25 protein-coding genes and 1 tRNA gene are annotated in these 23,412 nt (G+C 64.1%); 4 read left to right on the forward strand and 22 right to left on the reverse strand.

Annotated elements, in window-relative coordinates; genetic code table 11:
* Nucleotides 1-91: 91 nt before the first annotated feature.
* The 3 genes from AV929_RS11225 (at nt 92) to AV929_RS11235 (ending at nt 1,490) form a co-directional block, all read left to right on the forward strand.
* The gene (locus AV929_RS11225) at nt 92-859 is read left to right on the forward strand and encodes a glycosyltransferase (protein WP_064288284.1); all 768 of its coding nucleotides are present in this window, start codon (nt 92-94) and stop codon (nt 857-859) included.
* Complete coding sequence (locus tag AV929_RS11230; RefSeq protein ID WP_014039682.1) at nt 859-1,341, forward strand: GtrA family protein; 483 nt, start codon at nt 859-861, stop codon at nt 1,339-1,341. The genes AV929_RS11225 and AV929_RS11230 overlap by 1 nt, the downstream gene beginning before the upstream one ends.
* 74 nt (nt 1,342-1,415) lie before the next feature.
* Nucleotides 1,416-1,490 (forward strand) — tRNA-Met (locus AV929_RS11235).
* A gap of 146 nt (nt 1,491-1,636) precedes the next feature.
* Here the strand turns inward: AV929_RS11235 and AV929_RS11240 are convergent.
* The 21 genes from AV929_RS11240 to AV929_RS11340 form a co-directional block, all read right to left on the reverse strand.
* Nucleotides 1,637-2,101, reverse strand: a complete 465-nt coding sequence (locus tag AV929_RS11240; RefSeq protein WP_050007425.1) for a hypothetical protein — start codon at nt 2,099-2,101, stop codon at nt 1,637-1,639.
* A 93-nt stretch (nt 2,102-2,194) separates the two neighbouring features.
* Nucleotides 2,195-2,764, reverse strand: coding sequence for a hypoxanthine/guanine phosphoribosyltransferase (gene hpt, locus AV929_RS11245; protein ID WP_004518711.1), 570 nt, complete (start codon nt 2,762-2,764; stop codon nt 2,195-2,197).
* 44 nt (nt 2,765-2,808) lie between these two features.
* Nucleotides 2,809-4,704 carry a hypothetical protein gene (locus tag AV929_RS11250; protein ID WP_064288285.1) on the reverse strand — a complete coding sequence of 632 codons (1,896 nt, stop codon included), beginning with the start codon at nt 4,702-4,704 and terminating at the stop codon, nt 2,809-2,811.
* Nucleotides 4,701-5,189: a hypothetical protein gene (locus tag AV929_RS11255; protein WP_064288286.1), complete on the reverse strand. Its 489-nt coding sequence runs from the start codon at nt 5,187-5,189 to the stop codon at nt 4,701-4,703. Before AV929_RS11255 ends, AV929_RS11250 begins: the two co-directional genes overlap by 4 nt.
* A gap of 90 nt (nt 5,190-5,279) precedes the next feature.
* Nucleotides 5,280-5,789 (reverse strand): type IV pilin, encoded by a 510-nt coding sequence (locus AV929_RS11260; RefSeq protein ID WP_064288399.1) that lies wholly within the window; start codon nt 5,787-5,789, stop codon nt 5,280-5,282.
* Between the two features lie 261 nt (nt 5,790-6,050).
* Nucleotides 6,051-6,629: a hypothetical protein gene (locus AV929_RS11265; RefSeq protein WP_064288287.1), complete on the reverse strand. Its 579-nt coding sequence runs from the start codon at nt 6,627-6,629 to the stop codon at nt 6,051-6,053.
* 113 nt (nt 6,630-6,742) lie between these two features.
* Entirely contained in the window at nt 6,743-7,207 is a 465-nt protein-coding gene (locus tag AV929_RS11270) for a type IV pilin (protein ID WP_064288288.1), read from the reverse strand.
* A gap of 194 nt (nt 7,208-7,401) precedes the next feature.
* Nucleotides 7,402-9,186, reverse strand: a complete 1,785-nt coding sequence (locus AV929_RS11275) for a Na(+)/H(+) antiporter subunit D (RefSeq protein WP_064288289.1) — start codon at nt 9,184-9,186, stop codon at nt 7,402-7,404.
* Nucleotides 9,186-10,877 carry a proton-conducting transporter membrane subunit gene (locus AV929_RS11280; RefSeq protein ID WP_064288290.1) on the reverse strand — a complete coding sequence of 564 codons (1,692 nt, stop codon included), beginning with the start codon at nt 10,875-10,877 and terminating at the stop codon, nt 9,186-9,188. Before AV929_RS11280 ends, AV929_RS11275 begins: the two co-directional genes overlap by 1 nt.
* The gene (locus AV929_RS11285; RefSeq protein ID WP_058990880.1) at nt 10,874-12,373 is read right to left on the reverse strand and encodes a monovalent cation/H+ antiporter subunit D family protein; all 1,500 of its coding nucleotides are present in this window, start codon (nt 12,371-12,373) and stop codon (nt 10,874-10,876) included. The genes AV929_RS11280 and AV929_RS11285 overlap by 4 nt, the downstream gene beginning before the upstream one ends.
* Nucleotides 12,366-12,722, reverse strand: coding sequence for a cation:proton antiporter subunit C (locus AV929_RS11290; protein ID WP_014039689.1), 357 nt, complete (start codon nt 12,720-12,722; stop codon nt 12,366-12,368). The genes AV929_RS11285 and AV929_RS11290 overlap by 8 nt, the downstream gene beginning before the upstream one ends.
* Nucleotides 12,722-13,195: a Na(+)/H(+) antiporter subunit B gene (locus tag AV929_RS11295; protein ID WP_008310507.1), complete on the reverse strand. Its 474-nt coding sequence runs from the start codon at nt 13,193-13,195 to the stop codon at nt 12,722-12,724. The genes AV929_RS11290 and AV929_RS11295 overlap by 1 nt, the downstream gene beginning before the upstream one ends.
* A complete protein-coding gene (locus AV929_RS11300) occupies nt 13,192-13,737 on the reverse strand; it encodes a DUF4040 domain-containing protein (protein ID WP_014039691.1) in 546 nt (181 codons plus the stop codon). The genes AV929_RS11295 and AV929_RS11300 overlap by 4 nt, the downstream gene beginning before the upstream one ends.
* Nucleotides 13,734-14,054: a monovalent cation/H(+) antiporter subunit G gene (mnhG, locus tag AV929_RS11305; RefSeq protein ID WP_008310505.1), complete on the reverse strand. Its 321-nt coding sequence runs from the start codon at nt 14,052-14,054 to the stop codon at nt 13,734-13,736. The genes AV929_RS11300 and mnhG overlap by 4 nt, the downstream gene beginning before the upstream one ends.
* On the reverse strand, nt 14,051-14,326 hold the full coding sequence (locus AV929_RS11310) for a cation:proton antiporter (RefSeq protein WP_005535719.1): 276 nt from the start codon (nt 14,324-14,326) through the stop codon (nt 14,051-14,053). Before AV929_RS11310 ends, mnhG begins: the two co-directional genes overlap by 4 nt.
* Nucleotides 14,319-15,362 carry a monovalent cation/H+ antiporter subunit E gene (locus AV929_RS11315; RefSeq protein ID WP_064288400.1) on the reverse strand — a complete coding sequence of 348 codons (1,044 nt, stop codon included), beginning with the start codon at nt 15,360-15,362 and terminating at the stop codon, nt 14,319-14,321. Before AV929_RS11315 ends, AV929_RS11310 begins: the two co-directional genes overlap by 8 nt.
* A 151-nt stretch (nt 15,363-15,513) precedes the next feature.
* Nucleotides 15,514-16,680 (reverse strand): bifunctional phosphopantothenoylcysteine decarboxylase/phosphopantothenate--cysteine ligase CoaBC, encoded by a 1,167-nt coding sequence (gene coaBC / locus AV929_RS11320; RefSeq protein WP_064288291.1) that lies wholly within the window; start codon nt 16,678-16,680, stop codon nt 15,514-15,516.
* A gap of 50 nt (nt 16,681-16,730) precedes the next feature.
* Nucleotides 16,731-18,296 (reverse strand): hypothetical protein, encoded by a 1,566-nt coding sequence (locus AV929_RS11325; RefSeq protein WP_064288292.1) that lies wholly within the window; start codon nt 18,294-18,296, stop codon nt 16,731-16,733.
* Complete coding sequence (locus tag AV929_RS11330; protein WP_064288293.1) at nt 18,293-19,618, reverse strand: DUF58 domain-containing protein; 1,326 nt, start codon at nt 19,616-19,618, stop codon at nt 18,293-18,295. Before AV929_RS11330 ends, AV929_RS11325 begins: the two co-directional genes overlap by 4 nt.
* The gene (locus AV929_RS11335) at nt 19,615-20,358 is read right to left on the reverse strand and encodes a hypothetical protein (RefSeq protein ID WP_014039697.1); all 744 of its coding nucleotides are present in this window, start codon (nt 20,356-20,358) and stop codon (nt 19,615-19,617) included. Before AV929_RS11335 ends, AV929_RS11330 begins: the two co-directional genes overlap by 4 nt.
* Entirely contained in the window at nt 20,358-21,467 is a 1,110-nt protein-coding gene (locus AV929_RS11340) for a DUF4129 domain-containing protein (protein WP_064288294.1), read from the reverse strand. The genes AV929_RS11335 and AV929_RS11340 overlap by 1 nt, the downstream gene beginning before the upstream one ends.
* A 101-nt stretch (nt 21,468-21,568) precedes the next feature.
* On the opposite strand from AV929_RS11340, the gene AV929_RS11345 reads away from it, so the two are divergent.
* The gene (locus AV929_RS11345; protein WP_050007422.1) at nt 21,569-22,636 is read left to right on the forward strand and encodes a M48 family metalloprotease; all 1,068 of its coding nucleotides are present in this window, start codon (nt 21,569-21,571) and stop codon (nt 22,634-22,636) included.
* On the opposite strand, the gene AV929_RS11350 is transcribed toward AV929_RS11345, so the two are convergent.
* Nucleotides 22,628-23,368: an NAD(P)/FAD-dependent oxidoreductase gene (locus AV929_RS11350; RefSeq protein WP_064288295.1), complete on the reverse strand. Its 741-nt coding sequence runs from the start codon at nt 23,366-23,368 to the stop codon at nt 22,628-22,630. The two genes, AV929_RS11345 and AV929_RS11350, sit on opposite strands and share 9 nt — an antisense overlap.
* Nucleotides 23,369-23,412: the final 44 nt, after the last annotated feature.

Consider the following 23,412-nt stretch of genomic DNA (forward strand, 5'->3'; position numbering starts at 1 on the left):
ATACGCTTTTTCGTTGCTCCCGGACTTATGACCTGATTAGGGACCGGTAGCTTCGAACTGTTTTTACTTCCGCCTGTCCGATTACTCGGCAATGTCGCCGACCGTTGGGGTTGTCCTCCCAGCCTACCGTCCCGACATGGACCAGCTCGGGACCTATATCGCCGCTATCAACGATGCCCTCAATCCGCGGACTATTGTCGTCGAACTCGATGCGCCACGAGACGGCGTCCCTGCACAGCTCCGTTCGCTCCCGGCAGCGGTCCACACTGTGCCCTACCGTCGCGGGAAGGGCGCAGCGATCACCGCCGGGTTCGAGCGACTGGAGACCGACGTGTTGGCCTTCGTCGACGCCGATGGGTCGACACCGGTCCGCTCGCTCGAACGGATACTGGACCCGGTCACCGACGGCCGAACGGACCTCGCTGTTGGCTCCCGCCGTCACCCAGACGCGACGGTCGCTACCCATCAAACGTTCGCCCGGCGGTTCCTCGGCGACGGCTTTGCGTGGCTCGCCGGCCGGTTGCTCGACGCGCGGCTGTACGACTATCAGTGCGGTGCGAAAGCCATCGACGCAGCCGCCTGGGAGCGCGTCCGTGACCATCTGTACGAGCCCGGCTTCGCGTGGGATGTCGAACTGATAGCTATCACCGCGGCGCTGGACCTGTCTATCGAAGAGGTCCCAATCGAGTGGGAGGACAAGCCCGGCTCGACGGTGTCTCCGATACGGACGTCGATAGACCTGCTTGAGGCACTGTTGACAGCCCGCCACCGGTCGAAGCAACTGCGCGATGATCGCTTCCACACGGCTCTGGCCGATCACCTCGACGAACCAACTGCCCTTGTCGAGAAAGACCGATGATGGACATCGAACAGCAGGTTCGCCGCGTCGTTCCCGACCGGTTCGAGTCACTCGTGTCGGGCGTCCGGTTCGGCCAGTTCGTCTCCGTCGGTGTCGTCGGCGCGATCAGCGACAACACGGTCCTCGCCGTACTTGGCCTGGCGTTCGGCGTCAGCGATATGTGGGCCAAAGCCGCCGGCGTCGAGACGGCCATTCTGGTGATGTTTCTCGTTAATGAACACTGGACGTTCGCCGGCCAGGGTGACACCGGCCGCCGTTCGTTCGCCAAACGGCTCGGGAAATCCCATCTGGTCCGGTCCGGCGGCGTCGCGGTACAGCTCGCCGTCTACTGGCTGCTTACGCAGTGGCTGACGGTTGAACTCGTCGTCGCCGGAACTGACCTGTGGTTTATCGCTGCGAGCCCGCTCGCGATTGGAGTCGCGATGCTGGTCAACTACGTCGCCGAGAGCATCTTCACCTGGCAGGTCCACGCGGACGAGTGAGAATAGCGCGTTACTAACTCACGGACGGCACTCGAATCACAACCCTTAATGAGGGGACCGGACTACGAGAAGGTAGCGGGATGGGATAGCCAGGAGATTCCGGCGGGCTCATAACCCGCAGATCGGTAGTTCAAATCTACCTCCCGCTATATTCTGTCGCTCACAAATCCGTGAGCGACTGGAGAAGTCCAGTAGATTTGACCGAGAGAACACCGAGCGATAGCGAGGTGGTCGCGTTGTTCAAATCTACCGTCCAATGTTCTCGCGCTGCAGACTGCTTTCAGCCTGTTCACCGCTATTGCTCCCTGCTGTACCCTTCTCCGGCCGCTGTGAGTGTTCGGTACAGCGTGGCGACCAACGCCGCGACGAGCAGCACGCCAAGGACCTGTGCAGCCGTGTTCTGCGTCTCGAATGCCCACGGGAGCGACAGCGCTACAAACCCGACAGAGACGATAAGTCCGGCGAGTGTCGTGACGGTGACTAACAGATACCGGGCAGCACGTTGAAGTGAACCGCCGCGGTCCAGCGTAGCGAGCCCGTGTCGCTGTACCATCGCCCCCTCCAGCGCCAGCCAGAGTGCCAGCAGTGCGGCCACGCTGAAGCCGATGGTTCCAATCGGGTCCGGAACCACGACTCCTGTTAGATGGGTGGTGATTCTGCTCGCGCCGACGAGCAATGCGAGCGCCAGTGGCCCAAGCAACACAAGCGAACTGAACAGGGCGGCGAAATCCCCTGCAAGGGATCGAATGGAGGGAGACACAACAGCTAGTGTCGGTCCAGCATTTTGTAAGGCTACTGGTAACTACTGGCGGCCCGCTTCCAAATCGCTACAGGAACCGTATTAACAGCCGCCCTAGTCGTCGCCGTGCTCGTCGACGATGGTGACCTCGCCGTCGATGACCTGAACGTTGATCAGCGTCTTGGCGTCGTACCCCGCCTCGTCGAGCTTGTTCGTCCCGTCGGCTTTCTTGATGACACAGACGATGTCGCGGATGTCCGCGCCGATGTCTTCGAGCGCGCCCGTGAGTCCGGCCAGCGTCCCACCGGTCGAGAGCACGTCGTCGAGGACGAGCACTTGGTCGCCCTCGTACACGTCGTTGACGTACATCTCGCTCTCGGAGTAGCCGGTCACCTGAGACAGCGATACCTCGCCGTCGAGTCCGTACTGGCGCTTGCGGACGACGACGAGTGGGATGTCGGTCATCAGCGAGACGGCTGTGGAGATGTGGATACCCATCGCCGCCGGTGTGACGATCTTGTCGACGTCGTCGAGTTCTGCCTTCCGAATGATCTTGATGACGATTTCGCGCAGAAGTTCCGGTCGAAGCATCGGGACCCCGTCGCTGATGGGGTGGACGAAGTAGTGATAGCCTTCCTTCTCGATAATTGGCGCTTCGAGTAGGGACTTCTTGAGTCGGTCCATGCCGTCGGTACTACAAGCCCGTACTAAAATTCTCCGTCACCGACTCAGTAGAGTGCCAGCAACTCACCGAGCGCTCGCATCATCGGCAGGAGGTGCGAATCACCCAGTGCGTAGTACTCGACGGTGGTCAGGAGTAGAAACACCGTCGCAACGCCCGTTGCGGCACCGAGAAGCACTGCTCCGGTCTGCCCGGCTCGGTCTTCGGAGCGACCACACAGTGCCCAGATACCGAGTGGAATAGCGATTCCAAGCGCGAGCAGCGCGTGCAACTGGAACGCTTCGCCGATGCCGTTCACCGTCAGCGCGACGAACACCACGGTCACCTGCCCGCCGATCAACACTGTCCCCGCAACTGTCCAGAGGAACACGTCCCAGTGATCCGCGAGGCTCTTGCGGACCGCTGGGAGCCGCACGAACAGATACACACCGAGTGGATAGAGCGGGAACAGATACCGGGCAGTCACCTGCGCGTGCAGCGGCAAGCGGCTGTTGTACAGCAGGACGACGCCGACGAACGCCGTTATGGCGAACGCGTCCACGACACGGTCGGCGCTGAGCGTTCGGTCGGCCATCGACGAGGGCAAACGCAGCCGTCGGAGGACTGGAAGCGCGCCGAGCATAGCAACGAGGACCGGTGCGGATTCGAGCAATGAGAGATTGACGGATTCCTCACCGGTGTTGTCGAGCGCACTGCCCGCGCTTCCCGACCGCACGAACGCGTGATACACGTCATCTGGTTGCTGCTGGAGTGTTTTGAATCCCGACACGAGTTCGCCGCCAAGCAGCAGCAGTGGCCGCACCCCGCTTTCCACAGTCCCGAGCAAGGGTGCCAGCGGCGTGAGCAATCCACCGGACCCGCTGTTGCTGCCACCGCCGCTCGTGCCGCCTGTTCCGTCTCCCCCGAGGGAGCCGCCACCGGAGATCAACCTCGGGGGTTTGATCGGCGACCCGGAGATGGCGATATTAGTGAGGATGAACGGCAGCAGGGAGAGGGCGAAGACGATGCCGATACGAGCAAGCGTTCGTGGGCTGTTGTCCGGGGCTGTCGGGATATCGACCAGTGCCAGGGCGACACAGAGCAGGAGCGCTTCCGGAGCGTGGACCCACGCGTACAGTCCCACAAGTGCGTAGGCCAGCGAACGGAACGTCTGTCGCTGCGTGATAACTGCCCCGTCTGCTGGCTCGCGGCTCCGATAGAGGCAGTACGCGATGCAGACGACCACCGTCCCGGTGACAGCGTGGCGCTTTGGCACCGTCGCCCAGAAGGCCAGCGGTGTCCCGGCTGTGAGCACCACGGCGCTCAGGAGCCCCAGCCGGCGTGTGTGCATCCGACTGAGAAGCCGATAGAAAACCACCGGCGTAAACGCCGCGATGAGGAGATGCGTCAGTTGCAGCGCGTACAGATGGGTTCGGCCGGCGTCGAGTGGCTGTGCCAGCGCGACGTTCAGTCCGAACAGTCCCAGCACGGCAACGGTACCGCTGTAGAGGACCCAGTCGCCGTCGGTGTAGTGACTGCACTGGACCACCAGTGCCAGCAGCGCGAGCGACCAGAGTGCGACCAGCGCAATGCGGAGTTCGACGACGGCGGCAAGCAGGTCAAGGACAAATACCAGCGGGAGCGAGAGGACAATGACGCCGTAGTTGCGCGCGTACCACTGACCGCCGTATCTGCTCGCCCCCGGCGTTTCTAGTCCGGGGCCGTAGGCCGCTTCAGTCATCGCTAGCTGTCCGTTCGAGAGGCTGTACAGCCCATTCGCCAGCGTGTATGAATCGTTTATCAGGAACGCTGTCCGCCACAGTAGCCCGAACAGCACGACCGTCGCGAGAAACACGCTCAGGCCGAGTCGGTCGCCAAACAGCACCGAATACGCCGTCTCGCGGGTGTTCGACAGCGCGGGTGTTCGCTGTCGGAGACGCCCGACGAACTCCGCCGCCGTCATTCGACCACCGATATCGTGACGTTGCGCGTCGCCACCACGCCGTGGCCCGCTCCGTCGCGCTTGCTCACAGTCACTGTTCCGTTGTACTGTTCGCGCTCTATCTCCCCGTCAGTGAACGTGTCCGACGCCAGCGTCAGGTCGTAGGTATCACCGGCTGAGTCGTCCAAGAAGTGATTCGTCGTCCGCGTGTACCCCAGTTCCTCGATTGTGAGTTCGTAGACGAGTGTCGGCCGCCCGGTCCGATTCGCGAACTGTATGCGGACCGGCGGTGCATCGAGGTAGTAGCTTGCCGCGCCGTAGGACCCTTTCTCAATCGTTACTTCGTCCGGCATTTCAACTGTGGAAACCGTGACATTGCCAGATTCGAGTGCGACCGACTCTGGCTCGGATGCCAGCGTGACGCCGGGGACCAGCGGGCCGGAAAGGAGTGTGACACCGAGTATAATGGCTATCACACTGGTGACAACAGCCCGCGTTCTTTCCATTGTTACCAGTCACTAGATATCTGGCAATAAAAGTATCGTGGAGAGAGTGCTGTTGCTCGTCGATTATAAAAATCAAAAAGTCGGAATAAATTACGCCTGCGGACCAGAGTCTTGTGCGAGTGTTGCAGAGGAGTCGCCTTCTGCAGTCTCGTAGACCACTCTTAGGTCATAAGCGTCCGTCACAGCGACATTCATTGAAGTTCCCGCTGAAACTTCGGTTGCACCTATGGTATTGCTGTTCCCGAAGGTTGGGTCGTTAGGAGTGTCCGCGTCAAGATCATATTTATCAGAGTCGGAGATGTCTGCTCCTGGTGAAGAGGCATCTGTGATTCCTTCTCCACGTACATAGAGTTCATCTCCATTGATCGTATCTCCTCCGTCATGAGTTATTGTCACAACACCGTAGCCATCGGCTCCTGTACTCTCATCAAAGTCCCACGAGAAGCTAGCCTGCGGCGTTGCCTGCTGTGCCTGGTCACCGAGACCAAGCACAAAGGAGGCGATTACTGCGGCCAGAATGACCGTGATTGCGACCATCAGGATGACCCCGATGACCGGCGACACTGCGTCGTCGTCGTGGATGAGTTGTTTGATATCCATGGTTTGTTCGACGCACACCGCGAGTGTGACCCGAGTAGGAACCCCCTATACATCGAAGGATTTCCTTACCGGCTCGCGGGGTGTGCTGACTCAATCACATGAGATGTGCCCACTTATACTCACAACACGTTTTAGCCGTTCAACGTCGCCTTGAAAGCCTTCAAGGCTGGCTGTACCGCCGAAATCGATATGGCGGTGCGCGGATAGTTCAGCGGTAACTGAGACAAACGAAACAGCGCAAGCCGTGAAACAAACAGGAGTTTAGTTGTCGGACTCGGCTTCCTGGGCCACATACTCGGTCAGTGTCATCTCACGACCGGCGTAGGTGTGATAGCCCGCGGAGACGCTGAGTACGACCGCGATCAGCGTGGCCCAGACCAGCGGCGGAATTGCCGTGAATGGATAGACGCCGACCCAGAGGATCGTCACGACTGCCAGACTGACCGCGCCGAGCGAGAGGTAGTACTCGCGCCAAGGGAACTCGCTTCCCGGCACGATTTCGAGATAGACGGTGAGTTCCTCCGTGTGTGCAGTCTTGGAGATCGTCCCGTTTTCATCGTCGTAGTCGATGATACCCGTCTCATCCATCCGCGGGAGATGAGACTGCTGTAACGTGGTGTAGACGCGCTTCCGTTGCGCGCTCGTGACTTCGGTGTTCGGGCAGTCGTACTCCTGTGCGGCGACGTGTGACGCGAGGTCACCGAGCTGTACTGGCCCGTCGTGTTCCCGTAGATACTGCAACGTGTAGCGACGCCGTTCGTTCTGCAGGACGTCGAATATCTCTCCTTTGGAAAGGTCATTATCTGTCGCAGACTCCGACCGTTCTACCTGCTTACTCATATCATATTCTCCAGTTCCCCACCACCCATCGCAGGGAATACAGCCAAACTCAGAGTGTTCATCAGTTATAAACTCACGGATTTCACTGCCGGAAAAAACGATATATCGCGAGCTTATGCGTCAGGTCCGGATGCAGTGGCGAGCGTTGCGGAGTTGTCGCCGGTAGCCGACTCGTAGACGACGCTGAAGTCGTAGCTATCGCCAGATACCATGACAGCGACTCTGTCTCCTGCAACAACTTTGCTGTTACTGCTGGCGTTGGCACTCGGCCACTGCTCGTTATTGCTATCGATTTCATTAGTAGCAGCAGCGCCGGAGTTGAACCCACTTCCTCTGAAGTAGAGATTGCTTGCCTTGATCGAATCACCACCGTCGTGGGTTACCGTAACTTCGCCCTTGTCTGAGTCGTAATCTGTACTAAAGCTAGCTTGCGGTGCCGTGTTGCTGACCTGATCGCCCAGACCGAGGACGAATGTTGCGATAACGGCCGCGAGGATGACCGTGATTGCGACCATCAGGATGACCCCGATGACCGGCGACACAGCATCGTCGTCGTTGAAGAATCGTTTGAGTTCCATGGTTATGTCCGCACGCATCAACAGGTTCCCCTGTTATGCCGTGCTTATCGAATCGTGGCTATGGAGATATATAAGTCTGCACCTGTATTATCAGAGACTGTAATCACTTCCTCTGCTAACAACTATTTTGGGGTGTTTGAACCCAGTTATTTCCGATTGAACCCGCAATTATCACAGAATATGTTTTTAGAACATCATGAAAGGGCCAGCAGTGCCACCGTAACGAAGACTGCGAGGATGAGGATGCTGAGTCCGATACCGGCCCGCATCGGATGTGCGAGGCTGTCGTCGTCACGAAGCCGTGCAACCACGTCGTTCGGGGAAGTCACTGTTCGCGTGATGATGCCCGTCGCACGGACCACTGCACGGTCGACGGCGGCGTACAGTTCGGTCACGCCGACGACGAGGCCGCGGGAGCCATAGAAGACGGCGGGGTTGTACAGCGAATCGACGTCCGGGACGCGGCCGAGCTTCGAGAGGGGCTTCTTTGTCACCGCGAAGCCGACCAGTCCGAGGACAGCGAGCGCGACTCCCTCAATGAGATGGGGAATGGTGTAGGTCTCGTAGACGTGGTCGACGACGGCCCCGCTCGTCACGTCGAACGGAAGAATGGTGAACAGGGCTGTGTCGTACACACCGTAGATGATACAGAGCGCGGCTACGGACACCATGGCGATGCTTTGGCCGCGGTTCGCGTCCGGCACGCTGCCGTCGTATTCGCCGTGGAAGAACGCGTAGTAGCCGAACTTGATGAACGACATGAACGTACCGACGCCGCCCAGCAGCAGCATCCACTCGAGCGTATAGAACTCTCCGAGCGGGAGCGGTCCCTTGCCGAAGGTGTAGTGGCTTCCAGAGATGATGATGCCCTTGCTGACGAACCCGTTGAAGCCGGGGAAGCCGGCGATAGACAGCGCAGCGACGGAGAACGCCCCAGCGGTGATGGGCATCTCTCGCCAGAGGCCGCCGAGTTTCTTCAGGCTCTCCGTACCGGTCCGGTAGATGACGACACCGGCGGTCATGAACAGCAGCCCCTTGTAGAGGATGTGGTTGAATACGTGCGCGAACGCACCGGCCTGAGCGAGCGGCGAGCCGATACCGACGCCGGCGACCATGTACCCGACCTGGGACTGGATGTGATAGGAGAGGAGCCGCCGCATGTCGTTCTGGAACAGTGCGAACAGCGCGCCGAAGATAGCCATCCCGCCGCCCATGTACGCGATGGCTTCGTGGCCGTTGGGGAACGCGCGGTACATCCCGTAGACGCCGGTCTTTGTCGTGAACACGCAAAGGAAGACGCTGGCGGCGATGTGCGGGCGCGGATAGGTGTCGGGTAGCCACGCATGCAGGCCGATGAAGCCGACGTTGACGCCGATACCGATCGCGGCCAGCGCGGCGGCCAGCCCGGACGTGATGCCGGCCGTCTCCGGGCCGCCCGGCACCGACGCGAACAGGAACGTCTCCACCTCGACGTAGTGCCGGAGGATGGCGGCCATCAACAGCGTGCCGCCCAGGCCGTGCAGCAGTGCGTACCGGAAGCCGGCCCGGACTGCCTTGCCGCCGTAGTGCCACACCAGCAGCGTGCTGGTGACGGCCATCAGCTCCCAGAAGAAGATGAGTGTGAGCCAGTCGCCGGCGAACACGGCCCCGAAGCTCGTCGCAACATACGAAAGCGCGAACGCCGTCTGTGTGGTGTCGGCCTCACTGGCGTAGGAGTAGAGCACGGCGACCGCGGCGATGAGGCCGAAGATGATGCCCATCAGCCGGGAGAACGGGTCGACGTTCAGGAGGACGGCCTCAAAGCCAAGGAAGCTGTCTACATGGAGGTGTGCACCCTCAGGGACCACGACTGCCCATGGCACCGCCAGCGCCGGGACGAGCGCACCGACGGCGTGCCCGGCCCGCCGCGGGAGTCGGGACACGACGATTGCCAGCGCGAGCAGTATGACCACCGGCGGAACCGTCGTCAGCATCGACATTAGACGACCACCCCCGGGAGATTCTCGACGATAGTATCGACGATTTGCAGGAAGATCGCCGTGTGTGGCACCGTCCCCAGCAGGAGCGACAGCGTGGCTGCGGTGAGTATCGGCCCGAGCATAAACCACGTACTCTCGCCGCCACGCCAGCCGCGGTCGTCCCAGCCGTCCGCGGGCGGGCCGCCGTGGTGTTCGTGTTCTTCGTGGTGCTTGCCGAGATGGTCGACGTGCTGTGGGTCCGGAACATCGCCCTCGTCGGAGTGACCGTCGGCAGCGCCCGATTCGTGGTCCTCACCGCCGTCGGCCCGAACCTCGTCTCGTCCGCCAAGTGGTCCCCCGATGAGCGGCTTCTCGTCGTGGCTCTCCGGCGACTCGAAGTACGCCTGGTAGACGATGGGCCAGAAGTACGCGATGTTGAGCACGCCGGAGACCAGCAACGCGGCGGCGAATACGAGCCCGCCATCGAGACTCAGCGCGCCGATGACGAGATACCACTTGCTGACGAACCCGGCGACCAGCGGAATCCCGGCCATCCCGGCCGCAGCGACGGCGAAGGCGGCCATCGTCAGCGGCATCCGCTTCCCGATGCCGGCCATGTCGCTGATGTCGTCGGTGTGGGTCTCGACGTGGATCGCGCCGGCACAGAAGAACAGGGTGAGCTTCATGAACGCGTGGGCGGGGATGTGGAGCAGGCCGCCGGTCAGCGCCTGTCCGTGGAGTAGACCCAGTCCCAGTACGATATAGGAGAGCTGGCTTATCGTCGAGTACGCCAGCCGCCGCTTGAGGTTGTCCTGTCTGAGCGCGATGATACTCGCTGTCAGGAGGGTAAAGGCCGCAATCGCGGCGAGCGGGAGGCCGACGCCGAGTTGCTCCATCGTTCCGGTTCCGTACACGTCGAGGACGACCCTGGCGATACCGAACACGCCGCTTTTGACGACGGCGACGGCGTGCAACAGTCCGGACACCGGCGTCGGCGCGACCATCGCATCCGGGAGCCAGGAGTGCATCGGCATCAGTGCGGCCTTGACGCCGAAACCGGCCGCAAGCAGGGCGAAGGCCGCCCGCGCTAACGTCGGGTCGGCCGTCGCGAGCGCTTCGATACCGCCGGGCGTGAATGCGGTCGTCCCGGCGAGGACGAACACGAGGACGGTCCCGCCTAGCACAGCGACGCCGCCGCCGAAGGTGTACGCGAGGTACTTCCGGCCGGCGGCGCGGGCCTCCTCCGTCTCGTCGTGGGTGACGAGCGGGTACGTCGACACCGTCAGCAGTTCGTAACAGACGAACAGCGTCAGCAGGTTCGACGCGAAGGCGACGCCGATAGCCGACGCGAGGCTGGCGGCGAAGGAGGCGAAGTATCGGGTCTGGGCGTGTTCGTTCAGCCCGCGCATGTAGCCGATGCTGTAGAAGCTCGTGACGATCCACAGCAGACTCGCGAGCAGGCCAAACAGCAACCCGAGCGGGTCGACGCTGAACGCCAGTTCGATTCCAGTGGCGAACTGTCCGATTGCGAACTCGTACTCTGTCCCGCTCAGGACGCCAGGGACCATGCTCGCAATGATCCCGAACTTCGCGAACGCGACGAATAGGGTCACCCCCTCCCGTACGTTTGGTCGGCCCTTGAGCGAGAGAATCGCGGGGATGGCCACCGCCGAGACGAGGATTGCCAGGATTGGGCGTAGCGAATCAGTCATTGGTTTAGAAGGGGTGGAAGTGTGTCCTCAAGCATTGCTTGTAACTCCGGTACGGCTGCGGTCAGCGCGACCGCGAGTGCGGCCGCGATGACGACGACGGCGATCATCCCGAACGAGACCGCCTGTCCGCTCCCGTCCGTCACGGGAGCCTCAGCAGGTGTCTCCTCCGAGTGGATGGTCGCCTCGGCGAAGTAGAGCCGCTCGACGAGGCGGGCGAAGTACGCGAGCGTCAGCAGGGTACTCGCGAGTAACACGGCCACGACGGGCCAGTTCTCGGCGTTGACCGCGCCGAGGACGATGTACCACTTGCCGACGAAACCGACCGCCGGCGGCACGCCGACCATCGCCAGCGAGAGCACGGCGAAGCAAAACGCCGAAATCGGGACGCGGCTCCCCATCCCGGCGTAGCCGTTCACCGTCGTCGCGCCCGTCTTACGCTCGATGACCCCCGTTGCCGCGAACAGCCCGCCTTTCATCACTGCGTGGCCGAGCAGGTGGACGGTCGCGCCGACGACGGCCAGCGGGGTCGCGATGGCGAATCCGGCGACGACGAGGCCGAACTGCGACACCGAAGAGTACGCGAGCATCCGCTGGACGCTGTCCTGTGAGACGGCGAGTGCGCTCCCCGCGATGATGCTCACGCAGGCCAGGCCGACCAGTGCCCAGCGAGCGACGGGCACGGCCGTCAGGAACTCAACGGTGAACACGGAAAACAGCAGGCGAGCGAGCGCGTACGCCGAAACCGTCGAGACGAGCGCCGAGATGAACGCGCTCACGGTGTCCGGCGCGTTCGCGTACGCGTCTGGCTGCCAGGTGTGCAGCGGGAACAGGGCGACTTTCACCGTCAGCCCGCCGATCATCAGCCCGAACGCGGTCAGGACGAGCGTCGAGTCGTAGGCCGCCATCTCCCCGAGTTTGCTCGCCAGATCGGCCATGTTGAGCGTCCCCGTCGCCGCGAGCAGGTAGCCAACGCCGAGCAGATACAGCGAGGCCCCGACGGTCCCGATGATGAGGTACTTCAGCGCCGCGACGGCGGCGCTCGCGTCCCGGCCACTGGCTACGAGGCCGTACGCTGCAAGCCCCGTGATTTCGAGGAACACGTAGAGATTGAACACGTCGCCGGTGACGGTCATCCCCGTCAGGCCGGCGACCAGCAGCAGGTACAGGCCGTAGAAGGCGTTCGAGTGCGGGCCGGCCTGTCGGGCGTACGCGAGCACGCCCAGTGACACGACGGCCACGAGCAGGGCGACGGCCCCCGAGAGCCCGTCGACGACGAGTTCGATGCCGTACGGGGCGGCGAAACCACCGACCGCGTAGGAAACGGTCCCGCTCGTACTGACGGTCCACGCCAGCAGGCCGGCCAGACCGGCCTGGCCGACGAGCGTCAGCGTCGCGACTGGCCACCCTGCCCGGTCGCTCACGAGGCTGGCGACCAGCGGCACCGCGCCGCCGATAATCGGCAGGACCACCAGTAACACAGGGAGTTGTTCAATCATAGTAGAGCTGTTTGAGTTTATCTTCGTCCAGCGTCCCGTACTCGGTGTAGATGCGGATGATAAGCGCCAGTGCCACGGCGGTCAGGCTCACCCCGACGACGATAGCGGTCAGGATGAGGACGTGTGGCAGCGGGCTCACGTAGGGGCCGCCACCCTCCTTGATTATCGGCGGATCCCCGCCGGCCCGGAACGCGAGCGTGATGAAAAACAGGAAGATGCCCGTCTGGAAGATGTTCATGCCGATGACCTTCTTCACGAGGTTCTGGGACTCGATGAGCATGTAGAGGCCGATACCCAGCAGGAGCATCACCGCGAAGTAGTTGTAGTGTGAGTTCAGCAGTTCAAACATTAGCTCTCATCCTCCGGTGAGTCGACGGCGTGGCCGAACCCGGCCGCGAGCAGGAAAAAGAGGCCGATGGCAACGCTGGCGACGATACCACCGATGGCCAGTTCGACGAGCTCGATGGCGTAGGCGACCACATGCGAGATGAACTGTTCGTACAGGTGGTATTCGAGGAAGTTCCCGCCCAGGAGCATCGTTCCCAGACCGATTGCTGCGAACGTGAGCACGCCGCCGGACGCGAGCGCGGCGACGACGCGGACGTCGAGCCAGTCCCGGGCCGCATCGATGCCGTAGGCGAAGGCGAGCATCATCACGACCGACCCGGCGATGACCCCGCCCTGGAATCCCCCGCCGGGGGAGTTCGCGCCGTGGAACATCACGAACAGCGCGAAGGTGAGGACGAATGGCGACACCACGCGGACCGTCGTCATGATGATCGTGCTCTCGACATAGAGCCCGGTTCGCTCGTCGCTACTCATGCGAACACCTCCTGTCTGAGGACGGTCAGTGCCGCCACGCCGGCGGAAAAGACTACGACCGCCTCACCAAGCGTGTCGAATCCACGGTAGGCCGCGAGCACGGCCGTTACCGCGTTGTGGACCTCCGTGTCCGCGTATGCGTTGTCGATGTAGTGCTGTGTTACCTCGCCGCTGACGACGGGGTTTGCCGCGCCCTCCGCCCCAACGGCAGGCAGCGACGGGACCGTCGCGATCATGACGACGACGAACGCACCGACCAGGACGACGGTCGGGACGCTGATCGACTCGAACAGGCCGTTCTCCTGTGGCCGAACGGTGTTTGCCAGCGCCAGGATGAACAGGATCGTCATGATGCCGGCCCCGACAGCCGCTTCGGTCAGCCCCACGTCAGGGGCCTCGAGCATCACCCAGATAATGGAGATGCCGAGGCTGTAGGCGGCAAACGCCATCAGCGACGCCAGCACGTCACGGAGTACGGCCGCGCCGATAGCACAGCACAGCACGAACACCAGTAACACTCCCTCGATAAGTGAGAGCGTCATGACTCGCCCTCCTCATCGCCGGCAGTCCACGGCTCGATACCCTGGTCCTGTGCCGCCCGGGCGACGGCGTGGGCGGCGGTGGGGTTCGTCAGAAACATAAACACCAGCAGGAAGACGGCTTTGATCGTCGCGAGGTCGGTCTGAATCGCGAGCGCGGCGGCCCCGATAGCGAGGACGGCACCCAGCGTATCGCTCTTCGAGGCCGCGTGCGTCCGAGTGTACACGTCCGGCAGTCTGACGATGCCGACCGAGGCGACGCCACCGAAGAACGCACCGACCAGTGCGAGTACGACGATCCCCCACTCCAGCGGCGTCATAGCACACCCCCGTGTTCGACGTTGAACTTCGAGAACGCTATCGAGAGCAGGAAGTTCAACAGGGCGTACACGAGCGCGATATCGAGGAACAGCGGCTTATCGAGCGCGCCGGAGACGAGCGCGATAGCGATGACGGTGTTCGTCCCCATCACGTTGACCGCGATGACTCTGTCGTGGTCCGTCGGCCCCGCGAACACGCGGTACAGCGACACGATAGCGAACAGGACGAACGCGCTGGCGATCGCCAGCAGCGCCGCCTCGAACTCAATCATCGTCTGCCACCTCCGGGTCGTCGATGTCGCTCTCGATTGTGCCGTCGCCGTCCCCCTGCCCCCGTTCGCGCGGCGAGGGAATCGCTGCGGCCTCCCGGCCGTAGAAGACGAACCGGACGGCCCGTTCGAGGCCGCCGTCGAACAGGTCTTCGCGCGCACTCCCTGTGAGCGAGTGGATATCGAACGCCTGTTCGGAGACGCTGACGGTGAGCGTCCCGGGCGTCAGCGTGATGCTGTTTGCCAGCGTCGTCACCGGTCCGTCTCCCCAGATGGCCGCCTCCAGTTCGACCATCTCGGGGTCGATTGGCAGCGACGGGTGCAAGACGACGTAGGCGATTTCGAGGTTCGCAACCGCGATCTCTTTGAGGAGGTACGGGATGTAGAGGGCCATCCGGGCGAACTGCCCCGGAACCCGTGTCAGCGACGGCTGGCGACTGAACGCGATCGGCGCAAGCAATGCAGTGACGATAGTCGCCGTTATCGCGCCAGTGAGGAAATCCAGCGGTTTGTACGAACTCAACAGCAGATAAAACAGGTAGGACGCCCCGAAAATGGTGAGATACTTCGGGAGTGTCGCGGCGCGAGCGAGCGCGGTCGACCGTGCCGGCCGCTCGACGGGTGCGGTCTCGACGTCGATATCGCCCCGGACGAGTTCGACTTCGAGCGGCCGGAGCATCGGCGTCGTGCCGCCCGGGTTGAACTCCGGATCGAGGACGACCCGTTCGATGCTGTGTTCGTCGGCGTAGGCCAGTATGACGTCGGCGTAATCGCCGGGGCTGAACAGGTAGCGGTCGGCACCGATGACGCCCAGTTCCACGTCGAGGTTCGACGGTGGGTCAGCACCCAGATCCTCGTCGAGCCAGACCTCGATGCGGTCGAGCAGGTCTTTGGCCTGGCCGAGTTCCGTCTGCGCGTCGGGGTCGACGGCGCGCGTGCTTGCGACGGCGACGAGATGCAGGGATACCTGTTGCTGTCCCTCTCTGGCCGCCGATTCGGCCTGTTCAATGGCGTAGGCGACGGTGTTACGGACCGTCACCGAATCGGCTACTGGCACGAGCAGGCGACGGGGTGGTAGTACAGTCACAGTATCTGTTTAGAAACTCCGAATAGCGGTTCGTCGGGCAGTACTGTCGTTATCGGACCGGAGCAACGGAACACGCAAAACTATTTCGTAATCGGTTACGCGGTCAGCCACGACTGGACAGATGGTCACCGATTTCGTCGGCGACACGAGCGCCGAGTCCCTCCTTGTCCCCGACGTACTCCGTGGCCGTGTCCGCGTCGACGAGCAGGGCGCGCGTCTCGTCGGCCCCCATCACGCTCGCGTCGTTGGCGACCACGAAAGTCAGCCCGGCCCGCTCGCGTATCTCGCGGGCGCGCTCGATCAGCGTCTCGTCGTCACCCTCCGTTTCGACCTTGAACCCGACGATAGGGAGGTCGGGGTGGGCCGACCGAACGGTGTCGATGAGCTTCGGCGTCGGTTGCAGCGTCAGCGTCAGTTCCGCCTGTCCGCTCTTGATTTTCTCCGGTGCCTGCTCGACGGTGTAATCCGAGATGGCGGCCGCCGAGACCAGCGCGTCGGCCGAGTCGGCGACCCGACGAACGGCCTCGGTCATCTCCGCGGCTGATTCGACCTGCTCGACGGTGGCGTACGGCACGTCTGGCCCGTCGTGGACGAGCGTCACGTCGGCCCCGCGGGCGTAACAGGCCCGTGCGACTGCCCGGCCGGTCCGCCCCGATGAGCGGTTCGAGAGCGTCCGCACCGGGTCGACTGACTCCGTGGTCGCACCTGCGGTCACGACGACGTGTTCGTCTGCAAGCGGCCGGTCGTCCGCGGCCCGTGCAGTCGCCGTGACGATGGCCTCCTCCGTTGCAATCTTGGCTTTCCCTTCCTCGATCCGCGGGTCCACGAAGTCGACCCCCCAGGACTCGACGCGGTCGATGGCGTCCAGCACGCCGGGGTGGTCGTACATCGGTTCGTGCATCGCCGGCGCGACGACGACCGGCACGTCCGCGCCGAGAGCGGTCGTCGCACACGTCGTCACAGGTGTGTCGTCGATGGCTCCCGCAACCTTCCCGACGGTGTTTGCCGTCGCCGGTGCGAGCAAGAGCACATCCCCCCAGCCCGAGCGCCCGCAGAGGTCGACGTGCTCGACACTGCCCGTGATTTCGGAAACAACCTCGTTGTCCGTGGCGAACTCGAGTGCCCACGGGTGGACGATGCCCGTCGCGCTGTCGGTCATCACGGCCCGGACGGACGCCCCCTGTCGTCGGAGTTCGTGTGCGAGCTCCACCGTCTTGACGGCCGCGATAGACCCCGACACCCCCAGGACGACGTTGACTCCGGTCAGCATACCTGCCGGTTCGCGGTGCGGGGGTAAAAGCCCCTGTCTCTCCGGCGGGCCTAGTCGCCGTCAGTAGCGGGCTGCTCGTTTCGCGTACCACTCCTGTCGCTGCTGGTACGTGGTCCCCCGTCGTGGGCGTTCAGCGCGAGAGTGAAGGCGGCTATCGCAAGCAGGACCAGTCCGAGCGCGACCACCGAGCTGAGCGAGAGCCCGGCCGACGTGGTCGGAACCGCGATCGGGATGAGCACGTACCTGACGAGCATCACGAGCAGGATAGCTCCGGCGAGGACGGCCGCAGTTCCGGTGACGTGGACGAACTCGCTGTCCGTCGTTTCGGCGTCCCGGCCCAGCTGGTGGCCAATACTGCTGGCGTGCGCGCCGGCATCCCAGACCAGCAGTGCCGCCGCGCTCCCGACGAGGACGAGTATCGGTGCGAGTCCGTGCTCCGCGCCGAGCAGCGTCATGACAAACAGGAGCCCGCTTCCGGCCGCGAATCCTGCCACACGTCGGGACAGCAACTCCGCACCGACCAGTTCGGTCAGCAGCGTGATGAGTCCGCGAAGGGCGACGACCGAAATCAAGACGCCGAGGAGGAGCACGGTCGCCGAGCCGTAGTGACCGCCTCCAGCATACGTAGGCGCTACTCGCCGGGTCACGCCAGCGGCTGTAAGGACCAGTGCGCCCAGCAGCAGCACCACAGGAACCACGATACTGCCGGCCTGCCGCGCCAGCAACCGTCCGGGGTTGTCCCCCAGCCACTGTAGCAGCCACTGCCGGAGCCGTTCGACGACGAGGATACTCAGTAACGTCAGCAGTCCGGCTACAAGGGGGAGGTGGAGCGGACCACTGAGAACGACCCTCAGGGCCGAGCCGAGCACCGGGAGGCTATCGAGGAAGCGGTCGAACAGTCCCTGTGCTGTCGGGACAAACGCCACGAGCAACTGCAGGCCCACAGCGGCTTTGACGTAGCGGTCGACGTCCCACCAGCTCGTCCCCAGCAGGTCCAGTCGCCCGAGCGTCCGGTCGGTCGTCGCCGTGGGTGCCGGAATCCACGATTCCAGCGTCTCCGTGACCCGGTCCAGCAACAACAGGGTGAGGAGGACACCAGCCTGTAGCGTCACGAAGCCCACGAGCGGCTGGACCGAGAAGCCGGCAACGACACGGACGAGCACCCAGGGCAGCCTGACGGCAGCGGCGACGGCACAGACGATTGTGGCGCAGATACCGACCACCAGTACCACGAAACTCTCGTCGAGCATCGCCGTGAGTTCGTCCGTCGCGTCGGTCGGCGGCACCAGTCCGCTACTCGCGTCGATGACGACGAGTGTGGCGGCCAGCGGGAACCCGAGCGCCACGACGAGCGACCAGTATTCAGTCGCCAACAGCGCGGTTCCACAGAACACGCCCGCGCCGATGACGACGGCAACGCTGCCGCCGGCGATGCGGTCGTGGGTATCGCTACGGAGCGCCCAGACCCCAGCTGCGATACAGAGCCCGCCGACGAAGCCGGTCAGGACTAGTATCGGGTCCACGACAGCGACGGCAAGGGCGAGCGAGACGAGCACCGCGACTGTTCCGGCCAGCGCCGCGCTCGATGCCGCCGGCCGACTGTCGAGTTCCGTCATGCCCACCGCTCCGTTGCGCGAATGAGGGCTTTGGCGAGCGGTTCCGCGGGCGTCCAGTCGACGACCCGAACCCTCCCTCGAAGGTTGTCGAGGCGGGCCGTTCGGTCGATTCGTTCGACGGTACTGCCCGGACTGTCCCCGGTCGTCATGTCCGGGCTGACGACCGTGACCGCGTGCCCGTACGCGGCGAGCCGTTTCGCCGCATCGGCCGCCCGGTCGTCGAGCAGGGGCGTACAGAACACGACCTGTGACTCGCTCGGTATCGAGCGGTCGAGCGTCGCCACCGCGTCGCCGCCGTCGGCGATGCCGTACCGGTCTGTCATCCCGGTCGGCGACTGCATCCGCCGGGTTCGGGTGCCGGTGTCGAGCAGCGATGAACCGCGGGCCCCCGACGACCCGGTGGCCGCCCCGTTCACAGTCCCCTCTAGAAACGCCTCCAATCGCTGTTCCTGTGCCCGATTGGCCGACGGCTGGAGCGTCTCACAACTGTCGTAGACCGCGGCACCCACCCGGTTGTCCATGTCCAGCAACGCCGAGCCGACCTGCTGGGCCGCGTAGGCACAGAACTGGACAGCCGTGGGCGTGCCCGTCTCGCCCGCAACGGGGTGTCGGGAATCCACGAGCGTGATGACGGTGGCCGCCCGCGTCTCCTTGAACTCGACTGTCGCCAGCTCGTTGGTCTTCGCGAGGCGGTTCCAGTCGACGCGGTTCATCGGGTCTGAGGACTGGTGCTCGCGGATGGCGTAGAAAGCGAGGCCGTTCCCGCCGGCGTCCGTCGGCACGCGCCCGGACTGGGAGAGTGTCTGTCCCGAAAGCGGGACGGTGTCCACGCTGGCACTGCACGAGAGTGTCGTCTCGACGGCGACCTGCTCGGCGAACTCGACGGTCCCGGTCAGGTTCCGGCAGACGACCGCTACGTCGGTGAACGCGTGGTCCCCGCGCCGGGCTTCGACGGTGTAGGTGACCGAACCCGACGCCTCGGCTTCGAGATGGGTGCCAAAGCGCGGGGAGCCGTCCACGACTTCGAGCCGCTCGGGGACGCCGTCGAGGACGCGAACGTCGGGCAGGGTCGCGTCCCCGTCGTTCGTGAGCGTCAGCGTCACTGTCACCTCCGACCTGGGGACCGGGTCGGCCGGTTCGACGTGACGCTCGACCGTGAGCGTCGGTTCAGGGTCGCCGATGGCCGCCTGATAGGCCGCGTACACCAGCGCCACTGCCGCGACCATGAAAACCGCCGGGTTCCCGGTGACGATTCCGGCCCCGCCGGCCACTAGCGCGGCCGAGACACCGACGTTGCGCTGTGTGGTCTCTCGGGTGCTCATGCACCCTCACCTCGCTGGAGCCGTCGTATCTCGGTCGCCGCCGCTTCGACTTTCCGGTCGAACCCCTCGCCGCTGGCCCAGTCACGTAGTTGCATCTCGATTGGCGGGTCGGGTGCGTCCGGGCCGCCGAGGAAGGCGGCCGCCCGGCGGTCGTCCGTCCACGAGCCAGTACGGACGTCCCGGGCCGCCGCCTCCGTCGACATGTCCGCCGTTTCGACCAGCACCTGTCTCGCGGCCTCGCGGAGCCTGTTCCTGACTTCGGACGCATAGCTCGCTTCGAGGCCGTTGTAGGGGTCGACACGTCCGTCGATCTTCGCGAGTAGCTCGTCGATATCATCGCCGACCATATCGCCGGATTTCGCCTGTGTCGCCTCGGGTTCCAGCAGTTCGTCGAGCAGTTCTGCCGGCTCGTCGTCTGTACCGTCGTCACGATACGGGTCACGCGGCTGGCTCCCTTTCACTGGCGGGAGGTCCGACTCCTGTGTCAACACGACAGTATACAGACCGAAGAGGCCGATTACGACGGCTCCGATACTTGCACCGAGCCGGAGCCGTCTAGCCGTCCCGCTGCCGACATCTGGGAGGACTGAGGGAAAAGTAACGACGAACACCGCCCCGGCAAGTGCGACGAGTCCCAACAGCGTGTGCCGGACGAACTTGCGCCCCGGCGTCGGGCGTTCGACGCTGACGTCGATGGTTGCGCTGGCGGTCTCACCTTGTCGTGACTCTGAATCGCTCATCAGTCGTCACCTCCGCCGAGGAGCTGTCTGAGGGCGTTCCGGGCCGATTCGGCTCGGGCACCGGTCGCCGACCGCCCGCCGTACTCGACCTCGCGGAAGAGGGTTGTTAGCCGTCGAACGGGCTCTGCCGGAAGTCCGCTGTCGATAGCCCGGCGGGCGTACTCGCCGGGCGTCGCCGTCTCGGGGTCCGACACGGAGACGCGGTCGGCCAGTAGTGCCCATGCCTCTTGGATAGACAGGCTATCGATGTCCGGGCCGTCGTCCGCCTCTGCCGTCGATTCGGTGGCCGTCGACTGCCGCTGCTCCGAGTCCGACGAACCAAACAGCGGCGGGCTATCGACGCCACTTCGGACTGAGGCGAGGAAGCCGCCGGTCCCACCGAAGCCCCTGAGGGCTCTGAACGGCGCGACCGAGAGCGACCCGAGCGTACTCGGCAGGCCGGCGACCCCTCGCAGTGACATCGTGCCGACCGACCCGATTCCCGTCGCCAATCCGGTCAGGACACCGCCGGAGACGGCGCTGATACCGGCCCCGACTCGTGAGAGCGCCGACGACCCCGAGAGCAGCGCGGCGGTCGTTACCTTCGGAATCCGGCCGATGGTCCGCCCAACCGCGCCGTTCGAAACCGCCGAGACGACTGTCCCGGCCAATCTGTCGAGGAGCGGGTGCAGGAGGAATCCGGCGTCTGTCGACCCGTCGCGTTCCGGGTCTGATGCCGCCCGGATGACACCGACCGCGACGGCGCCGAACCCGCCGATAAGCGCCAGCCCGATCAGTTTCACCAGAACTGGGGACCCGCTGTCTTCGCCTTCACCGGCTACCCGCGTCGCTGTCGCCGTCTCCGTCGGTGTTGGCGTCGCTGTCGCTGCCGGCTCGTCGCTCGTCCTCGGCGTCGTCTCTGCCCCATCGCTCGTCGCTACCGGCGTCGACCCACTGTCGACGTCGTCGGGTGCTGTTCCGTCGGGCGTGACCGGCTCGCTCGCTCGGCTGTCGAGGGGACCGCTCGACTCGAACTCGACGCCGAGCGCGCCGGGAAACAGCGCCGTGCCGAACAGGACAGCGACCGCACAGAGGAGGGCGAGGGCGGCACGAACCAGCTTTGTTGACACTGTAGCACCGTTTCCGGTGACAGGATAAATATTTTCCCTCACTGCTGGACTGTCCGAACAGAAAACCTTTCATCCGCTGTGGGTATAGCAGAACTACCTCTATGCGGACACTGACTCGCCGGATGCTGTGGACTCTCCTGCTCCTCCTCGCCGTCGACATCGCTGTGGTCGCGACCGCGGCGGTGCTCCTGACACCCTGGCTTGCGCCGGTGCGGGATGCTGTCGCGGCTCACCTCCCGTTCGGTGGGGCGTCGGCACGCATCGCCTGGTGGGTGGCCGTTCTCGCCCCCGCCCTCGTGGCGTTTGTCTGGGCACAACTCCGGTACACCAGAGCCCAGACAATGGCCGAGGTTGACGCTCGCATCGTCGGTCCCGAGGAGTACCCCGACCTCCACGAACGGGTGCAGCGGCTCGCGCAACTGGCCGACCTCACGCCGCCACGGATTGCCGTCGCAGACGCCGACGTGCCAAACAGCTTCGCCATCGGGACGCTCGGCGGCGCGACGGTGGTCGTCAGCGAGGGACTGCTGGCGACGCTCGGAGGTGACGAACTCGACGCGGTGCTGGCCCACGAACTCATGCACGTCGCCAACCGCGACGCGACCGTCATGACGCTGGCCAGTTTCCTCCCGTCGCTGACAAACGGCGAGTACGACCCGCTTGATGACCTCCTCCCCGGCGGGAGCGGGAGTCGCTATGCGCTCGGGCTGGTCGCGCTCGGCTTCGCGTACGTGTGCAGCGCCCGGGTGCTCGCGGCCCCCGTCGGAAGCCTCTCGTTCACGCTTGGTTTCCTGTTCCTGTTCGCGGTGACAGTCCTGTTCGGCGGCGTCGCGCTGGGCGTGTTCACTGCCCCCGTCGTCGTCCTCGGCCGGTCGCTGTCACGCGCTCGGGAGTTCGCCGCCGACCGGAGCGCGGCCCAGTTGACCGGCGACCCCGCCGCGCTCGCCGGGGCGTTAGAGACACTCGACGGCGGGGGCGACGACCGCCCGAGGACCGACAAGCGCTCCGCGTACGCGGGCGTCCGCGGACTATGCTTCCTCCCACACGGGTTCGACACGGCGGCGTCGAGCGATTCCCTGTCTATCGAAGCGCGGTCACACCCGCCGACAGCCGAGCGAATCGAACGGCTGCAGTCAGTTGCACGCTCGCTCGAAACGGGGTCAGTCTGAATCCTGGTCGACACTCGGGTGCATCGTCGGCTCGCCCGGCATCGGTTCTTCGAAGTACCGCCGCATGACCTCCAGTGACTCCTGTTCGCGTTCTTTGCGCTCTTCCTCGTCGATTTCCTCGCAGCCCGGCGGAACCGGGCGGTCGCGGCCGGTGAAATACCCCTCCGGCGCGGTCCAGTCGTGATAGAAGTCGATGTCTGAGTCCTCTAGCAGTGTCAGCCCGACCTGTGCGCCGTGGCCCGCGGCGACGATGGTCTGGTGATGCTGCTCGGCCAGCCGGCCGGCCGCGTACAGCCCCTCGATATCGGTCCGGCCCTGGTCGTCGGTCGAGATGAACTGCTTCGACCCGCGGTCGACGAGTGATAGCTCCAGCCCCTCTAGATACGACGGGTCCGACCAGGAGGCGGCGATGAGGTATGTCGCGTCGTAGGACTCACCGTCGGTACAGGTTACCTCGAAGCCCTCCGCAGTTTCCGTCACCTGCTCGGCTTCGCCGTCGATGAACCAGACGCCGGCGCGCCGCGCCTGTGCCCGCATGAGTTCGAGCAGGAGCCGTGGGTTGATTCCCGCCGGGAACCCCGGGTAGTTCTCCAGGTGAGCATTGCGGTTCAGTATCGACTCACCGGTCGAGATAATCCGGGTCGACAGGTCGGCGCGAGCGGTGTATATCGCCGCCGAAAGTCCGGCGACGCCCCCGCCCACGATGATGACTTCTTCGCGGTCGGTTGGCATAGACAGATGTTTTCGATGGGGGCCAAGAAACGTGCCGGTTTGAG

This window comes from Haloarcula sp. K1 (assembly GCF_001647155.1).
Taxonomy (GTDB): domain Archaea; phylum Halobacteriota; class Halobacteria; order Halobacteriales; family Haloarculaceae; genus Haloarcula; species Haloarcula hispanica.

What these genes read in the sequence shown, in the direction of transcription:
- AV929_RS11225 (WP_064288284.1), top strand. Translation starts at nt 92, where the DNA reads ATGTCGCCGACCGTTGGGGTTGTCCTCCCAGCCTACCGTCCCGACATG.
- AV929_RS11230 (WP_014039682.1), top strand. Translation starts at nt 859, where the DNA reads ATGGACATCGAACAGCAGGTTCGCCGCGTCGTTCCCGACCGGTTCGAG.
- hpt (WP_004518711.1), bottom strand. Translation starts at nt 2,764, where the DNA reads ATGGACCGACTCAAGAAGTCCCTACTCGAAGCGCCAATTATCGAGAAG.
- AV929_RS11250 (WP_064288285.1), bottom strand. Translation starts at nt 4,704, where the DNA reads ATGACGGCGGCGGAGTTCGTCGGGCGTCTCCGACAGCGAACACCCGCG.
- AV929_RS11255 (WP_064288286.1), bottom strand. Translation starts at nt 5,189, where the DNA reads ATGGAAAGAACGCGGGCTGTTGTCACCAGTGTGATAGCCATTATACTC.
- AV929_RS11260 (WP_064288399.1), bottom strand. Translation starts at nt 5,789, where the DNA reads ATGGATATCAAACAACTCATCCACGACGACGACGCAGTGTCGCCGGTC.
- AV929_RS11265 (WP_064288287.1), bottom strand. Translation starts at nt 6,629, where the DNA reads ATGAGTAAGCAGGTAGAACGGTCGGAGTCTGCGACAGATAATGACCTT.
- AV929_RS11270 (WP_064288288.1), bottom strand. Translation starts at nt 7,207, where the DNA reads ATGGAACTCAAACGATTCTTCAACGACGACGATGCTGTGTCGCCGGTC.
- AV929_RS11275 (WP_064288289.1), bottom strand. Translation starts at nt 9,186, where the DNA reads ATGTCGATGCTGACGACGGTTCCGCCGGTGGTCATACTGCTCGCGCTG.
- AV929_RS11280 (WP_064288290.1), bottom strand. Translation starts at nt 10,877, where the DNA reads ATGACTGATTCGCTACGCCCAATCCTGGCAATCCTCGTCTCGGCGGTG.
- AV929_RS11285 (WP_058990880.1), bottom strand. Translation starts at nt 12,373, where the DNA reads ATGATTGAACAACTCCCTGTGTTACTGGTGGTCCTGCCGATTATCGGC.
- AV929_RS11290 (WP_014039689.1), bottom strand. Translation starts at nt 12,722, where the DNA reads ATGTTTGAACTGCTGAACTCACACTACAACTACTTCGCGGTGATGCTC.
- AV929_RS11295 (WP_008310507.1), bottom strand. Translation starts at nt 13,195, where the DNA reads ATGAGTAGCGACGAGCGAACCGGGCTCTATGTCGAGAGCACGATCATC.
- AV929_RS11300 (WP_014039691.1), bottom strand. Translation starts at nt 13,737, where the DNA reads ATGACGCTCTCACTTATCGAGGGAGTGTTACTGGTGTTCGTGCTGTGC.
- mnhG (WP_008310505.1), bottom strand. Translation starts at nt 14,054, where the DNA reads ATGACGCCGCTGGAGTGGGGGATCGTCGTACTCGCACTGGTCGGTGCG.
- AV929_RS11310 (WP_005535719.1), bottom strand. Translation starts at nt 14,326, where the DNA reads ATGATTGAGTTCGAGGCGGCGCTGCTGGCGATCGCCAGCGCGTTCGTC.
- coaBC (WP_064288291.1), bottom strand. Translation starts at nt 16,680, where the DNA reads ATGCTGACCGGAGTCAACGTCGTCCTGGGGGTGTCGGGGTCTATCGCG.
- AV929_RS11325 (WP_064288292.1), bottom strand. Translation starts at nt 18,296, where the DNA reads ATGACGGAACTCGACAGTCGGCCGGCGGCATCGAGCGCGGCGCTGGCC.
- AV929_RS11330 (WP_064288293.1), bottom strand. Translation starts at nt 19,618, where the DNA reads ATGAGCACCCGAGAGACCACACAGCGCAACGTCGGTGTCTCGGCCGCG.
- AV929_RS11335 (WP_014039697.1), bottom strand. Translation starts at nt 20,358, where the DNA reads ATGAGCGATTCAGAGTCACGACAAGGTGAGACCGCCAGCGCAACCATC.
- AV929_RS11345 (WP_050007422.1), top strand. Translation starts at nt 21,569, where the DNA reads ATGCGGACACTGACTCGCCGGATGCTGTGGACTCTCCTGCTCCTCCTC.
- AV929_RS11350 (WP_064288295.1), bottom strand. Translation starts at nt 23,368, where the DNA reads ATGCCAACCGACCGCGAAGAAGTCATCATCGTGGGCGGGGGCGTCGCC.